The organism is Klebsiella sp. GG_Kp146 (genome assembly GCF_040061975.1).
Taxonomy (GTDB): Bacteria; Pseudomonadota; Gammaproteobacteria; order Enterobacterales; family Enterobacteriaceae; genus Klebsiella; species Klebsiella quasipneumoniae.
The window spans coordinates 1-14065 of the sequence record NZ_JBEAHA010000006.1 but is presented as its reverse complement, the minus strand read 5'-3'; the positions used below and the strand labels follow the sequence as shown (position 1 = coordinate 14065).

The window sequence follows — 14065 nt, the reverse complement described above, 5'->3', positions numbered from 1 at the left end:
TACGATTCCTCACGAGCTGGTGCTATTGTGAGCTAAATGTGTTTAGTAAATTAAACAAAGACGATGAATGCCACTCCTGACTTCTCTTGTGATGTGTTGATTATCGGCAGCGGCGCTGCCGGCCTCTCTCTTGCGCTGCGCCTGGCAGAGCACAGTTCGGTGACGGTGTTGAGCAAAGGGCCGATCAGCGAAGGTTCGACGTTCTATGCGCAGGGCGGGATTGCCGCCGTCTTCGACGAGACCGACAGTATTGAATCCCATGTCGAAGATACCCTGATCGCCGGCGCAGGGTTATGCGATCGCCATGCGGTCACCTTCGTCGCCAGCAACGCCAGACCATGCGTCCAGTGGCTTATCGATCAGGGCGTATTGTTTGACACCCAGGTCCAGGCCAATGGCGAAGAGAGCTATCATCTCACGCGCGAAGGGGGCCACAGCCATCGGCGCATTCTTCACGCCGCCGACGCTACCGGCAAAGCGGTGGAGACGACGCTGGTCGATAAAGCCCTCGCCCATCCCAATATCCGCATCCTTGAGCGCAGCAATGCCGTCGACTTGATCGTATCGGATAAGATTGGCCTGCCGGGCACGCGCCGGGTAGTCGGGGCATGGATCTGGAACCGCAATAAAGAGCGCGTGGAAACCTGCAGCGCGAAGGCGGTGGTACTCGCCACCGGCGGAGCCGCCAAGGTTTATCAATACACCACTAACCCCGACGTCTCTTCCGGAGACGGTATCGCGATGGCCTGGCGGGCGGGCTGCCGGGTGGCGAATCTGGAATTCAACCAGTTTCACCCCACCGCGCTGTATCATCCGCAGGCGCGCAATTTCCTGCTGACCGAAGCGCTGCGCGGCGAAGGCGCCCACCTTAAACGCCCGGACGGCACCCGCTTTATGCCGGACTTTGACGAACGCGGCGAGTTGGCCCCACGCGATATCGTCGCCCGCGCCATCGATCATGAGATGAAGCGCCTTGGCGTTGACTGTATGTTCCTTGATATCAGCCATAAACCCGAGGCGTTTGTTCGCCAGCACTTCCCGATGATTTACGAAAAGCTGCTCGGTCTGGGAATTGATTTAACCAAAGATCCGGTGCCGGTCGTCCCTGCCGCGCATTACACCTGCGGCGGCGTGATGGTGGATGATAATGGCCGCACCGACGTCGATGGGTTATACGCCATCGGCGAAGTCAGCTATACCGGGCTGCACGGCGCGAACCGTATGGCCTCGAACTCGCTGCTGGAGTGTCTGGTTTACGGCTGGTCCGCCGCAGAAGATATTGCCCGTCGCCTGCCGCTGGCCCAGAAGGTCAGCACCCTGCCGGCGTGGGATGAAAGTCAGGTGGAGATCCCGGATGAACTGGTGGTTATCCAGCATAACTGGCACGAGCTGCGCCTGCTGATGTGGGACTACGTGGGGATTGTGCGCACCACCCGCAGGCTGGAGCGCGCCCTGCGGCGCATTACCATGCTGCAGCAGGAGCTGGATGAGTATTACGCCCGCTTCCGCGTCTCGAATAATCTGCTGGAGCTGCGCAATCTGGTGCAGGTGGCGGAACTTATCGTACGCTGCGCGATGTTGCGCAAAGAGAGCCGGGGACTGCATTACACCCTCGACTATCCGCAGCCGCTGCCGAACAGCGGTCCGTCGATATTGTCGCCCCTGGCTCACATAAAGAGATAAAAATCCTCGGTCAGAGCGGTAAAGCCTTCTGAATACTGCTGCTCTGGCCCGCGGATCGCCAGCCTGTCGCTGAAACACTCCCCCGCCGTCGGGGAGAAAGCCAGCAGCACCCGATGCGGCGGCCGCATCTCGGTCTCCGCCACGTCAGTGCGCAGTCGCAGGTGCCAGCCCATCGCGGTTGCCCGTTCGATAAACGCATTACCGATATCGACCGGCAGCACCACGCAAAAAAAGCCTTCTTCGGTGATATGCTCAGCGGCACAGGCCAGCAGAGAAGCGTGATCGAGCGTCGTGGTATACCGCGCCTGCTCCCGCTGCGAGGTGGCGCAAGGCACCCCTTCCGCAAAAAAGGGCGGGTTACTGATTATCAGTTGATAGCGTCGGGTCTGCGGCGGCTGCCACTGATGGATATCGGCCTGACAGACCTCAACCCGCGAAGCCCATGGCGACGCAAGGGCATTTTCCTGCGCCTGGGCGGCGGCCTCCTCATCCAGTTCGACCGCATCGACACGCACATCATCGCCGGTACGCTGCGCGAGCATTAGCGCCAGCAGGCCGCTGCCGGCGCCAATATCCAGCACATGTTTCACCCCGGCAATCGGCGCCCAGGCGCCGAGCAAAATGCCGTCGGTACCCACCTTCATCGCGCAACGATCGTGGGCGACAAAAAACTGTTTGAAGGTAAAACCATTGCGCGGCAGCGCAAACTTCGACTGAGACATCCTCAATAACCTTGCCGACAAAAAACTCCTGAACGTAAGGCTATGCACAATACCGGAGAACAGATAGCCTTACAAACAGATGAACATTACGTCAGTAACGTCTATAATCGGCGGCCCACTCAGAGGTAGAACATGACTGTAACGACTTTTTCCGAACTTGAACTCGATGAAAACCTGCTGGAAGCCCTCCAGGATAAAGGTTTCACTCGCCCGACAGCCATTCAGGCCGCCGCTATTCCGCCTGCGCTCGATGGCCGTGACATTCTCGGTTCAGCGCCGACCGGCACCGGTAAAACGGCGGCGTATCTGCTGCCAGCGTTGCAGCACCTGCTCGATTTCCCGCGTAAGAAATCCGGCCCGCCGCGTATTCTTATCCTGACGCCGACCCGTGAGCTGGCGATGCAGGTGGCTGACCACGCCCGCGAGCTGGCGAAGCATACCCATCTGGATATCGCCACCATTACCGGCGGCGTAGCCTACATGAACCACGCGGAAGTGTTCAGCGAAAACCAGGACATCGTGGTCGCCACCACTGGTCGCCTGCTGCAGTATATAAAAGAAGAGAACTTCGACTGCCGCGCCGTCGAGACCCTGATCCTCGATGAAGCCGACCGCATGCTGGACATGGGCTTTGCGCAGGATATCGAAACCATCGCCGGTGAAACCCGCTGGCGCAAGCAGACCATGCTGTTCTCCGCGACGCTGGAAGGCGATGCGATCAAAGACTTCGCTGAGCGCCTGCTGGAAGAGCCGGTTGAAGTTTCCGCTACCCCGTCTACTCGCGAGCGTAAGAAAATCCATCAATGGTACTATCGCGCGGACGATATCGAACATAAGACCAGGCTGCTGGTGAATCTGCTGCAACAGCCGGAAGCTACCCGCGCTATCGTCTTTGTGCGCAAGCGCGAGCGCGTGCATGAGCTGGCCAACTGGCTGCGTGAAGCGGGGATTAACACCTGCTGGCTGGAGGGCGAGATGGTGCAGGCCAAGCGTAACGAAGCCATTAAGCGTCTGACCGACGGCCGCGTAAACGTGCTGATCGCCACCGACGTCGCCGCCCGCGGTATCGATATTCCGGACGTCAGCCACGTCTTTAACTTCGATATGCCGCGCACCGCCGACATCTATCTGCACCGTATCGGTCGTACCGGCCGTGCAGGTAAGAAAGGCACCGCGATTTCGCTGGTTGAAGCGCACGATCACCTGCTGCTGGGCAAGATCGGCCGCTACGTTGAAGAACCGCTGAAAGCTCGCGTGATTGATGAATTGCGACCCAAAACCCGCGCGCCAAGCGAGAAGTTGACCGGTAAGCCATCGAAGAAAGTGCTGGCGAAACGCGCCGAGAAAAAAGAGAAAGAAAAAGAGAAGCCGCGGGTGAAGAAGCGCCACCGCGATACGAAAAATATCGGTAAGCGCCGGAAGCCAAGCGCGACCGGGACGCCATCAGCGTCGAGCGAAGAGTAAAAAAAACGCCGGGATATCCCGGCGTTTTCACATCTGGCGTTAGCCTTACAGGCTTTCGGTAAAGGTACGAGCGATAACGTCGCGCTGCTGTTCCGGGGTCAGGGAGTTGAAGCGTACCGCGTAGCCGGAAACACGAATGGTCAGCTGCGGGTATTTTTCCGGATGCTCAACCGCGTCCAGCAGGGTTTCGCGACGCAGCACGTTAACGTTCAGGTGCTGACCGCCTTCCACGCGAACTTCTGGTTTCACGTCTACCGGGATTTCACGGTATTCGATTTCACCCAGTTTGCTGACTTCCACCACGTCATCTTCCGCAAAACCACCTTTGGCGCACAGGCAACGCGCTTCGCCTTTTTCGCTATCCAGCAGCCAGAAAGAGTTCAGCAGGTCGTCGTTTGCCGCTTTAGTAATTTGGATACCAGTAATCATTTGATGCCTCCCAGGCAGTGTTTATTCGATTTTGGCCTCTTCGCGGCCAATTGGTAAAACCATTGTTGTATGAGTGTATATATATCAGCCGCACCCTCGGCATTCTTTGATGTAAATCAATAAAAACCACTCACTCTAAGTGGGTATGCAAGGATTTTATTGTTTTACATCAAGTTACGCCATACGCCGCTATAAATAATTTTGTAAATTTTCAATTTTTTTTGCATAAAGGCCCGCGTCAAGCCGTGCCGATTTTGTTCTGTAGAAAGAAGCCGTTAAGCTATAGCGATGACCCTTTGCAGGAGAGCAAGATGACCACCCCTTTAACCTGGCATGACGTGCTGGCGGATGAAAAGCAACAACCCTATTTTCTCAATACTCTGAAGACCGTCGCCGAAGAGCGCCAGTCCGGGATCATCATCTATCCACCGCAAAAAGATGTCTTTAATGCGTTTCGCTTTACCGAACTGGGCGATGTCAAAGTCGTCATTCTCGGTCAGGACCCCTATCACGGCCCGGGGCAAGCCCACGGTCTGGCGTTCTCGGTTCGCCCCGGCGTCGCAATCCCGCCCTCGCTGCTGAATATGTACAAAGAGCTGGAGGCCACTATCCCTGGCTTTACCCGCCCTACCCATGGTTACCTGGAAAGCTGGGCGCGCCAGGGGGTGCTCCTGCTTAATACGGTCCTGACCGTCCGCGCCGGGCAGGCGCACTCGCACGCCAGCCTCGGCTGGGAGACGTTTACCGATAAGGTAATCGCGTTAATCAATGAGCACTGCGAGGGGGTGGTCTTTCTGCTGTGGGGCTCCCATGCGCAGAAGAAAGGCGCGATTATCGATCGCCAGCGCCACTGCGTACTGAAGGCGCCGCACCCTTCACCGCTCTCCGCGCATCGCGGCTTCTTTGGCAGCAACCATTTCGTGCAAACCAATCAGTGGCTGGCCGATCGCGGCGAAGCGCCGATTGACTGGATGCCGGTCCTTCCCGCCGAAAGCGAGTGATCGACAGCCATAAAAAAAGCCAGCATCAGCTGGCTTTTGTATTCAGGGACAGGTATTACGCCTTGTTCTGACGCCACCATTCCGCCAGCAGGACGCCGGTCGCCACAGAGACGTTCAGGCTTTCGACATTGCCGGTACCATCGATGGCGACGCTGAGGTCCGCGCTGGAGATGGCTGCATCCGACAGGCCATCGCGCTCCTGGCCTAACACCAGCACCATTTTCTTCGGCAGCTCGGCTTTAAAAAGCGGGGTACCATTATGGCTGGAGGTCGAGACAATCGCGTAGCCCGCCTGACGGAACTGATCCAGAGTATCGATGAAGCTGTCGCCGGTGATCGGTTCAACATGTTCCGCACCGCCTTCCGCCGTACGGATCGCCGCGCCGGACTCCAGCACGCCGGCATCCTGAACCACAACACCCTTCACGCCGAAGTGCGCGCAGCTGCGCATGATCGCCCCGAGATTATGTGGGTTACCCACGTCCTCCAGCGCCAGAACGCAATCTTCTTCTGCGGCCTTCGCGACCCACTGGGCAACAGAGGTACCGTGGCGTTTTTTGATCAGGAAGCAGACGCCGCCGTGGTGATCGGTCCCGGAGGCTTTTGCCAGCTCGGCTTCATCAACCACATGGTAGGCTTTACGGTTAGCCGCCATCCAGCGCAGCGCCTCTTTAAAGCGCGGCGTCACGCTCTGGATAAACCAAGCGCGGACAATGGCTTCCGGGCGGCTCTGGAACAGGGCCTGACAGGCGTTTTCACCATACACGCGGGTCTCTTCCGCACGCTGGCGACGCAGTACTTCCGGATCGATAAAGCTCTTCCCGCTGATCCCGCCGTGATCCTCTTTTACCGGCGTCTCATCGCCAGGAGCGCGAGAAACGGTACGCCACGGGGACGCATCGTCACGATTAAAATCATCGCGCTTGCGCTCATCACGCTTGCGGTCATCGCGTTTACGATCGTCACCGCGGCTGTTTCGTTCGTCACGCGCAGGGCGGCTGCGGCCGTCAACACGAGATTTTCCTGGACGACCTCCCCCTTTCCCGGTACGTGGGTTATGGGTGCGTTTGTCAGAATCATCATCACTGCGGACATACATCACTTTGACCTTGCCGCTTTTATTTTTCAGTTCGTCGCTCATCAATTTTCTCCACCTGCGCTGCGCGAAGCGCGCAGATTACCCGATGTGTCATCGCTTCGCCATGATTTCGTTTAAAAGACGGCCTCTATTGCACTCATCGAACAAAACGCATTGTCCTTAAATAACACTTAATCGATAATATGTAACATCACAGAAACATATTGGCCACGTGCCACGTTGCAACCCATCACCAGAGGTTAGTTATGAATACCGTTTGTGCCAGTTGTCAGGCTCTGAACCGCCTCCCGGACGATCGTAGCGCGGATGGCGCAAAGTGCGGACGCTGCGGTCACGATCTTTTTGATGGCGACGTCATCAACGCGACCGGGGCAACGCTGGATAAACTCTTAAAGGACGATCTGCCGGTCGTTGTCGATTTCTGGGCACCATGGTGCGGTCCCTGCCGCAGCTTCGCGCCGATCTTTGAAGACGTCGCGGAAGAGCGTAGCGGGAAGATGCGTTTTGTGAAAGTTAACACCGAAGCGGAACGTGAGCTTAGCGCACGGTTTCGTATCCGCAGCATCCCGACCATTATGATGTTCAAAAATGGCGAAGTGATCGACATGCTCAATGGCGCGGTGCCAAAAGCGCCATTTGATAGCTGGCTGAACGAAGCCGGACAGCAGTAATCCTTCCGGGGCACCGCTTGTGCCCCGTTTTCGCCTCTGCGACAATAGCGTTTTTCACTAGCGACTCCCATGACTGATAACGCTGTCCTTCGCCTGCGCGCCGAACGTCTCGCGCGAGCCACCCGCCCTTTCCTTGCTCGCGGCAACCGCATCCGCCGCTGCCAGCGCTGTCTGCTGCCGCTCAAGCAGTGCCTGTGCGCCACGTTAACGCCGGCGCAGGCCACCAGCCGTTTCTGCCTGGTGATGTTTGATACGGAGCCGATGAAGCCCAGCAACACCGGCCGGCTCATCGCCGATATTCTGCCGAATACCGAGGCTTATCAATGGTCGAGAACCGAGCCGCCGCAGGGGCTGCTCGATCTGGTCGCCCATCCCGATTACCAGCCGATGGTGGTGTTTCCCGCCTCCTACGCCGCACCGGAGCGCCAGGTCCTGAGCGCGCCGCCGTCCGGCAAACCGCCGCTGTTTATCATGCTCGACGGCACCTGGACCGAAGCGCGTAAAATGTTCCGTAAGAGCCCTTATCTGGACGCGCTGCCGATCATCTCCGTCGATCTGTCGCGCATCTCAGCCTACCATCTGCGCGAGGCGCACGCCGACGGACAATATTGTACCGCGGAAGTGGCTATCGCCCTGCTGGATCTGGCGGGCGATGCGCCGGCCGCCGCAGCGCTTGGCGAACACTTCACCCGCTTTCGGACCCGCTACCTGGCGGGAAAAACCCAGCATAAGGGCAGTATCACAGCGGGCCAGGTGGAAAACGTTTAAAATCATTCGGTCACTGGGATGAAAGGAGACCGGTATGAGCCAACGAGGCCTGGAAGCGCTGCTGCGACCAAAATCCATCGCCGTTATTGGCGCATCAATGAAGCCGCAGCGCGCTGGCTATCTCATGATGCGCAACCTGCTAGCCGGCGGCTTCAATGGCCCGGTACTGCCGGTGACCCCCGCCTGGAAGGCGGTGCTTGGGGTGCTGGCGTGGCCCACCATCGAGAAGTTGCCGTTTACGCCGGATCTGGCGGTGCTTTGTACCAACGCGCGACGTAATCTCGAGTTGCTCGAAGCCCTGGGGCAGAAAGGCTGCAAGACCTGCATCATCCTCTCTTCGCAGCCGGAACAGTATCCGGCGCTGCTCGAATGCGCTGCACGCTATCAGATGCGCCTGCTCGGCCCAAACAGCCTGGGGCTGCTGGCGCCGTGGCAAGGCCTGAACGCCAGCTTTTCTCCGGTCGCGATCCACCGCGGTAAACTGGCCTTTATCTCGCAGTCGGCCGCCGTCTCCAACACCATCCTTGACTGGGCGCAACAGCGCGAGATGGGGTTTTCCTACTTCATCGCGCTGGGCGATAGCCTGGATATAGATGTCGATGACCTGTTGGACTTTCTGGCCCGCGACAGCAAAACCAGCGCCATTTTGCTTTACCTTGAGCATCTCAGCGACGCGCGCCGGTTTGTCTCCGCCGCGCGCAGCGCCTCGCGAAACAAGCCAATCCTGGTGATCAAAAGCGGCCGTAGTCCCGCGGCGCAGAAACTGTTGCACGTCAATTCAGGGATGGATCCGGCATGGGACGCGGCCATCCAGCGTGCTGGTCTGCTGCGGGTCCAGGATACCCATGAGCTGTTCTCCGCCGTAGAAACCCTGAGCCATATGCGCCCGCTGCGCGGTGAAAAACTGATGATCGTCAGCAACGGCGCGGCGCCGGCGGCGCTGGCGCTGGATGAGCTTTGGTTGCGTAACGGTAAGCTGGCGACCCTCAGCGAGGAGACGCGCGACGCCCTGCGCCAGGCGCTGCCGGGCGGCGTTGAGATCGCCAACCCACTGGATTTACGCGATGACGCCAGCAGCGAACACTATCAGCGGGCGGTGAATATTCTGCTTAACAGCCAGGACTACGACGCGCTGCTGGTGATCCACTCGCCCAGCGCCGCCGCGCCGGGCACCGAGAGCGCCCTGGCGCTGATAGACGCCCTAAAGCACCATCCGCGTGGCAAATATGTCACCGTGCTGACCAACTGGTGCGGCGAATTCTCTTCCCAGGAGGCGCGACGGCTGTTCAGCGATGCCGGCCTTCCCACCTACCGTACGCCGGAGGGCACCATCACCGCCTTTATGCATATGGTCGAGTACCGCCGTAACCAGAAACAGCTGCGCGAGACTCCAGTGCTGCCGGACTCGTTAACCGCCAATACCAGCGAAGCGCATGCTCTGCTCCAGCAAGCGATAGATGACGGCGCCACCACGCTGGATACCCACGAGGTCAGCCCGGTGCTCCGGGCCTACGGTATCCACACACTGCCAACCTGGATCGCCGCTGACAGCGCGGAAGCGGTGCATATCGCTGAGCAGATAGGCTATCCGGTTGCGTTGAAGCTGCGTTCCCCGGATATTCCGCACAAATCAGAAGTACAGGGGGTCATGTTGTATCTGCGTACCGCGGCAGAAGTACAGCAGGCAGCGGATGCGATGATCGATCGCGTCAGGCTGGCCTGGCCCCAGGCGCGCATTCATGGCCTGCTGGTGCAGAGTATGGCCAATCGCGCCGGCGCCCAGGAGCTGAGAGTGGTGGTTGAGCACGATCCCCTCTTCGGCCCGTTGATTATGCTGGGCGAAGGCGGCGTGGAGTGGCGGGCCGAGGACCAGGCCGCTGTGGCGCTGCCGCCGCTGAATATGAACCTGGCGCGTTATCTGGTGATCCAGGCGATCAAAAATAAGAAGATCCGCGGCCGCAGCGCATTGCGACCGCTGGATATCGCAGGCTTAAGCCAGCTGCTGGTTCAGGTCTCGAACCTGATCGTCGACTGCCCGGAGATCCAGCGGCTGGATATTCATCCCCTGCTCGCCTCCGGCAACGAGTTTACGGCGCTGGACGTTACCCTGGGGCTTGCTCCCTTTAGCGGCGACAGTGAAAGCCGTCTCGCTATTCGTCCCTATCCGCACCAGCTGGAGGAGTGGGTGGTGATGAAAAATGGCGATCGCTGTCTGTTCCGGCCGATCCTTCCGGAAGATGAACCGCAGTTGCTCGCGTTTATCGCTCAGGTCACCAAAGAAGATCTCTATTATCGCTATTTTAGTGAGATCAACGAATTTACCCATGACGACTTAGCCAATATGACCCAGATCGACTACGATCGAGAAATGGCGTTCGTCGCCGTCAGGACCACCGCGGAACAGAGCGAGATCCTCGGCGTGACGCGGGCGATCTCCGACCCTGACAATATTGATGCCGAGTTTGCTGTGCTGGTCCGTTCAGATTTGAAAGGGTTAGGCCTGGGGCGAAGGCTGCTGGAAAAGCTGATCGCCTATACGCAAAGCCATGGCCTGCAACGGCTGAATGGGATTACGATGCCGAATAACCGAGGCATGATCGGCCTCGCCAGAAAGCTGGGATTCACCGTTGATATTCAGCTGGAAGATGGGATTGTCAGTCTGTCGCTGCCCCTGAATCAGGGATAATCGCGCGACGCTGACCGCAATTGTTGACCACATTAGCGGGTAGTAATGGTATTATTGCCCGCTTACGTCGTCTGCATGGTACAGAAGACCCTTCAATAAACAGAGAAGAAACGCACTGTGATGTTGTCAAAATTTAAGCGTAATAAACATCAACAACACCTTGCCCAACTCCCTAAGCTTTCTCAGTCAGTTGATGATGTAGAGTTCTTTTACGCCCCTGCAGATTTCAGGGAAGCGTTACTGACCCGGATTGCCAACGCCACTCAGCGTATATGCATTATTGCGCTCTACCTGGAGCAAGATGATGGCGGAAAAGGAATTTTGCAGGCCCTTTATGACGCCAAACGTCAGCGTCCGCAACTGGATGTTCGCGTCCTCGTTGACTGGCACCGCGCTCAACGTGGCCGTATCGGCGCCGCCGCCTCCAACACCAATGCTGACTGGTATTGTCGGATGGCCAATGAAAATCCGGGCGTAGAGATCCCCGTTTACGGCGTGCCGATTAACACCCGGGAGGCGCTCGGCGTTCTCCATTTCAAAGGCTTTATTATCGATGACTGCGTCCTCTACAGCGGCGCCAGCCTGAACGATGTTTATCTGCATCAGCATGATAAGTACCGCTATGACCGCTATCAGTGCATCCGTAACGGCAAAATGGCGGACGTCATGTTCGACTGGGTCGACAATAATCTGGTTCAGGGACGCGGCGTGAATCGTCTCGACAGACCGGATCGGCCAAAAAGTCCGGAAATCAAAAACGATATTCGCCAGTACCGTCAGGAGCTGCGCGACCGCAGCTACCATTTTGTCGGCACCGCCGGTGACGAAGAACTCTCCGTCACCCCGCTGGTAGGCTTGGGGAAATCCAGCCTGCTGAACAAAACTATCTTTCACCTGATGCCCTGTGCCGAGCACAAGTTAACGATCTGCACCCCCTACTTCAACCTTCCTGCCGTGCTGGTAAGAAATATCATCCAGCTGCTGCGCGACGGTAAACAGGTGGAGATTATTGTCGGCGATAAAACCGCGAACGATTTCTATATTCCGGAAGATCAGCCGTTTAAAATCATCGGCGCGCTTCCTTATCTGTATGAGATCAACCTGCGGCGTTTCCTCAGCCGGCTGCAGTATTATGTGAATACCGATCAGCTGATCGTCCGCCTGTGGAAGGATGACGATAACAGCTACCACCTGAAGGGCATGTGGGTTGACGACGAGTGGATGCTGCTCACCGGCAACAACCTTAACCCGCGCGCCTGGCGACTCGATCTGGAAAATGCCATTCTGATCCACGATCCAAAGCAGCAGCTGGGAGCCATGCGGGAGAAAGAGCTGAAGCTCATCCGCACCCACACCACGGTGGTGAAACATTATCGGGATCTGCAAAGTATTGCCGACTATCCGGTGAAAGTGCGTAAACTGATCCGCCGACTGCGGCGGATCCGCATTGACCGGCTGATCAGCCGTATTCTCTGACAATCAGCCCCGCCTCGACGGGGCTTTTTTCTGGAAGCGCTATGCGTACGATAATCGTGATTGCTTCGCTGATGTTAACGGGCTGCAGCCACATGGCAAATGATGCATGGTCCGGTCAGGACAAAGCCCAGCATTTTCTGGCCTCGGCGATGCTGTCTGCCGCCGGCAATGAATATGCGCAACACCAGGGTTACAGCCGGGACCGCAGCGCTGCTATCGGCCTGATATTTTCCGTCAGCCTCGGCGCCTCAAAAGAGCTTTGGGACAGCCGCCCGGCAGGCAGCGGCTGGAGCTGGAAGGATTTCGCCTGGGATGTAGCCGGCGCGACCACCGGCTACGCTGTTTGGCAACTGGCGCACCAGTAACGGCTAAAGACGCAGGCCTTTGCCTTTGCGATGCAGCATCAGGGAGACCAGGAAGGCGATGGCCGCCATCACCGTCACGTACCAGTAGAACGCGTGCTCTATCCCCGCCGATTTCAGCGACAGCGCGACATATTCCGCCGAGCCGCCAAACAGGGCATTCGCGACGGCATAGGACAGCCCTACCCCAAGCGCGCGAACCTGCGCCGGGAACATCTCGGCCTTCAGGATGCCGCTGATCGAGGTATAGAAACTGACAATCAGCAAGGCGCAGATCACCAGGCCGAAGGCAGCATAGGGTGAGCTCACTTTTTGCAAGGCGCTCAGGATTGGCACGGTAAATAATGTCGCCAGCACGCCAAAGCACAGCATGGAGGTACGGCGGCCAACTTTATCCGAAAAGGCGCCGAACAGCGGTTGAACCAGCATATAAACGAACAGCGCCGCGGTCATGATCACGCTGGCGGTGCTGGCCGTCATGCCCGCCGTGTTGACCAGATACTTTTGCATATAGGTAGTAAAGGTATAGAAGGTCAGCGATCCGGCGGCAGTAAAGCCCAACACCATCACGAAAGCCCGGCGATTACGCCACAACCCTTTAAATGAGCCAGCCTCTTTCAGCGCCCGGGTCTCCTGCTTCGAGGTTTCGTCCAGCTGGCGACGCAGCCACAGCGCGACGATAGCCAGTACTGCCCCGAGAGCAAAAGGAATACGCCATCCCCAGGCATGCAAATCTTCGTCGCTCAGCACCTGCTGGAGCGCCACGACCACTAATACCGCCAGCAGTTGACCGCCAATTAACGTGACGTACTGGAAAGAGGCATAGAAGCCTTTCTTTCCTTCAATCGCCACTTCACTCATATAGGTCGCGCTGGTGCCATATTCTCCACCGACCGACAGCCCCTGAAACAGACGGGCCAACAGCAGCAGCGCCGGAGCCCAGGTGCCGATGACCGCGTAGCCCGGCAGGCAGGCAATCACCAGTGAACCAAAGCACATCATACAGACCGAAATAAGCATGGAAGCCTTACGTCCGCGGCGGTCGGCGATCCGACCAAACAGCCACCCACCGATAGGACGCATCAGAAATCCGGCGGCGAATACGCCTGCCGTTTGTAAAAGTTGAGTGGTGGTATTTCCGGATGGAAAGAAGATATGGGCAAAATAGAGCGAGCAGAATGAGTAGACGTAAAAATCAAACCACTCAACCAGATTTCCCGAGGAAGCGCCAACAATTGCCCAAATACGACGACGGGTATCGGCCTGCTCCGGCGCGGCCCGTTCGGTAATGCTACTCTCTGTCATTGTTATATTGCTCCAGCAAAGACTGCAGTCTGTCTTGTCGGGCGTACCACGTCACGCAGACAAATTAGTTAGTAAACTAAATGTTATATAATTGTTATATCTTTATATGTGATTGCATTCACATTTTTTTTCGCAAGCACGGTTTTCGCGATCAACGCCAGCGCAGAGGCAAGGAAAAAGTGGATTATGGCGAAGGGTTTGCCATGACGGGGTTTTATGTTGCTTTGAATGAAGATAATGGTGCGGGTATGGCGGGATTTTCCCCGGAGGCGGTGCTGCGCACCTTGTCCGGGCTACGGTTCCGTAGCCCCGGTAAGCGCAGCGCAACCGGGGGAAGCATGCCGCACACAGCAAAAAACCCCGCACCTTTCGGGACGGGGTTCTTTTTAAACGCAAAAA

At 57.6% G+C, this 14065-nt stretch carries 13 protein-coding genes; 9 read left to right on the top strand and 4 right to left on the bottom strand.

The genetic code is table 11. The features are described 5' to 3' along the window. The first annotated feature begins 63 nt into the window (after window positions 1-63). A complete protein-coding gene (gene nadB, locus ABLU95_RS08125; protein WP_348879212.1) occupies window positions 64-1683 on the top strand; it encodes an L-aspartate oxidase in 1620 nt (539 codons plus the stop codon). On the opposite strand, the gene ABLU95_RS08120 is transcribed toward nadB, so the two are convergent. After that, entirely contained in the window at window positions 1668-2405 is a 738-nt protein-coding gene (locus ABLU95_RS08120; protein ID WP_348879210.1) for a tRNA1(Val) (adenine(37)-N6)-methyltransferase, read from the bottom strand. The two genes, nadB and ABLU95_RS08120, sit on opposite strands and share 16 nt — an antisense overlap. Before the next feature lie 132 nt (window positions 2406-2537). Between ABLU95_RS08120 and srmB the strand changes: the two genes are divergently transcribed. After that, entirely contained in the window at window positions 2538-3869 is a 1332-nt protein-coding gene (srmB, locus tag ABLU95_RS08115) for an ATP-dependent RNA helicase SrmB (RefSeq protein WP_032453738.1), read from the top strand. Between the two features lie 45 nt (window positions 3870-3914). Here the strand turns inward: srmB and grcA are convergent, their stop codons facing one another. Then, window positions 3915-4298: an autonomous glycyl radical cofactor GrcA gene (gene grcA / locus ABLU95_RS08110; protein ID WP_080901514.1), complete on the bottom strand. Its 384-nt coding sequence runs from the start codon at window positions 4296-4298 to the stop codon at window positions 3915-3917. A 311-nt stretch (window positions 4299-4609) separates the two neighbouring features. On the opposite strand from grcA, the gene ung reads away from it, so the two are divergent. Further along, complete coding sequence (gene ung / locus ABLU95_RS08105; protein ID WP_348879208.1) at window positions 4610-5299, top strand: uracil-DNA glycosylase; 690 nt, start codon at window positions 4610-4612, stop codon at window positions 5297-5299. Between the two features lie 55 nt (window positions 5300-5354). Here the strand turns inward: ung and ABLU95_RS08100 are convergent, their stop codons facing one another. Beyond that, entirely contained in the window at window positions 5355-6440 is a 1086-nt protein-coding gene (locus ABLU95_RS08100; protein WP_023290674.1) for a tRNA/rRNA methyltransferase, read from the bottom strand. A 203-nt stretch (window positions 6441-6643) separates the two neighbouring features. Between ABLU95_RS08100 and trxC the strand changes: the two genes are divergently transcribed. The 5 genes from trxC to ABLU95_RS08075 all read left to right on the top strand — a co-directional run bounded on the left by trxC (window position 6644) and on the right by ABLU95_RS08075 (window position 12364). Then, window positions 6644-7069, top strand: a complete 426-nt coding sequence (gene trxC / locus ABLU95_RS08095) for a thioredoxin TrxC (protein WP_002914091.1) — start codon at window positions 6644-6646, stop codon at window positions 7067-7069. Between the two features lie 69 nt (window positions 7070-7138). Next, on the top strand, window positions 7139-7837 hold the full coding sequence (tapT, locus tag ABLU95_RS08090) for a tRNA-uridine aminocarboxypropyltransferase (RefSeq protein WP_032453740.1): 699 nt from the start codon (window positions 7139-7141) through the stop codon (window positions 7835-7837). A 34-nt stretch (window positions 7838-7871) separates the two neighbouring features. Then, window positions 7872-10523 carry a protein lysine acetyltransferase gene (gene pat / locus ABLU95_RS08085; RefSeq protein WP_049013875.1) on the top strand — a complete coding sequence of 884 codons (2652 nt, stop codon included), beginning with the start codon at window positions 7872-7874 and terminating at the stop codon, window positions 10521-10523. Window positions 10524-10643: 120 nt separating this feature from the next. After that, the gene (pssA, locus tag ABLU95_RS08080) at window positions 10644-11999 is read left to right on the top strand and encodes a CDP-diacylglycerol--serine O-phosphatidyltransferase (protein WP_023290677.1); all 1356 of its coding nucleotides are present in this window, start codon (window positions 10644-10646) and stop codon (window positions 11997-11999) included. Window positions 12000-12040: 41 nt separating this feature from the next. Beyond that, the gene (locus ABLU95_RS08075; protein WP_023290678.1) at window positions 12041-12364 is read left to right on the top strand and encodes a YfiM family lipoprotein; all 324 of its coding nucleotides are present in this window, start codon (window positions 12041-12043) and stop codon (window positions 12362-12364) included. A 3-nt stretch (window positions 12365-12367) separates the two neighbouring features. Here the strand turns inward: ABLU95_RS08075 and ABLU95_RS08070 are convergent, their stop codons facing one another. Beyond that, entirely contained in the window at window positions 12368-13666 is a 1299-nt protein-coding gene (locus ABLU95_RS08070) for an MFS transporter (RefSeq protein WP_023290679.1), read from the bottom strand. 80 nt (window positions 13667-13746) lie between these two features. Here ABLU95_RS08070 and ABLU95_RS08065 point away from each other — a divergent pair. Next, window positions 13747-14065: hypothetical protein (locus ABLU95_RS08065; RefSeq protein ID WP_348879206.1), on the top strand; the 319-nt coding region annotated here is incomplete at its 3' end.

Excerpts from the sequence above, each read along its gene's own strand:
- nadB (WP_348879212.1), top strand. The coding sequence starts at position 64 with ATGAATGCCACTCCTGACTTCTCTTGTGATGTGTTGATTATCGGCAGC.
- ABLU95_RS08120 (WP_348879210.1), bottom strand. The coding sequence starts at position 2,405 with ATGTCTCAGTCGAAGTTTGCGCTGCCGCGCAATGGTTTTACCTTCAAA.
- srmB (WP_032453738.1), top strand. The coding sequence starts at position 2,538 with ATGACTGTAACGACTTTTTCCGAACTTGAACTCGATGAAAACCTGCTG.
- grcA (WP_080901514.1), bottom strand. The coding sequence starts at position 4,298 with ATGATTACTGGTATCCAAATTACTAAAGCGGCAAACGACGACCTGCTG.
- ung (WP_348879208.1), top strand. The coding sequence starts at position 4,610 with ATGACCACCCCTTTAACCTGGCATGACGTGCTGGCGGATGAAAAGCAA.
- ABLU95_RS08100 (WP_023290674.1), bottom strand. The coding sequence starts at position 6,440 with ATGAGCGACGAACTGAAAAATAAAAGCGGCAAGGTCAAAGTGATGTAT.
- trxC (WP_002914091.1), top strand. The coding sequence starts at position 6,644 with ATGAATACCGTTTGTGCCAGTTGTCAGGCTCTGAACCGCCTCCCGGAC.
- tapT (WP_032453740.1), top strand. The coding sequence starts at position 7,139 with ATGACTGATAACGCTGTCCTTCGCCTGCGCGCCGAACGTCTCGCGCGA.
- pat (WP_049013875.1), top strand. The coding sequence starts at position 7,872 with ATGAGCCAACGAGGCCTGGAAGCGCTGCTGCGACCAAAATCCATCGCC.
- pssA (WP_023290677.1), top strand. The coding sequence starts at position 10,644 with ATGTTGTCAAAATTTAAGCGTAATAAACATCAACAACACCTTGCCCAA.
- ABLU95_RS08075 (WP_023290678.1), top strand. The coding sequence starts at position 12,041 with ATGCGTACGATAATCGTGATTGCTTCGCTGATGTTAACGGGCTGCAGC.
- ABLU95_RS08070 (WP_023290679.1), bottom strand. The coding sequence starts at position 13,666 with ATGACAGAGAGTAGCATTACCGAACGGGCCGCGCCGGAGCAGGCCGAT.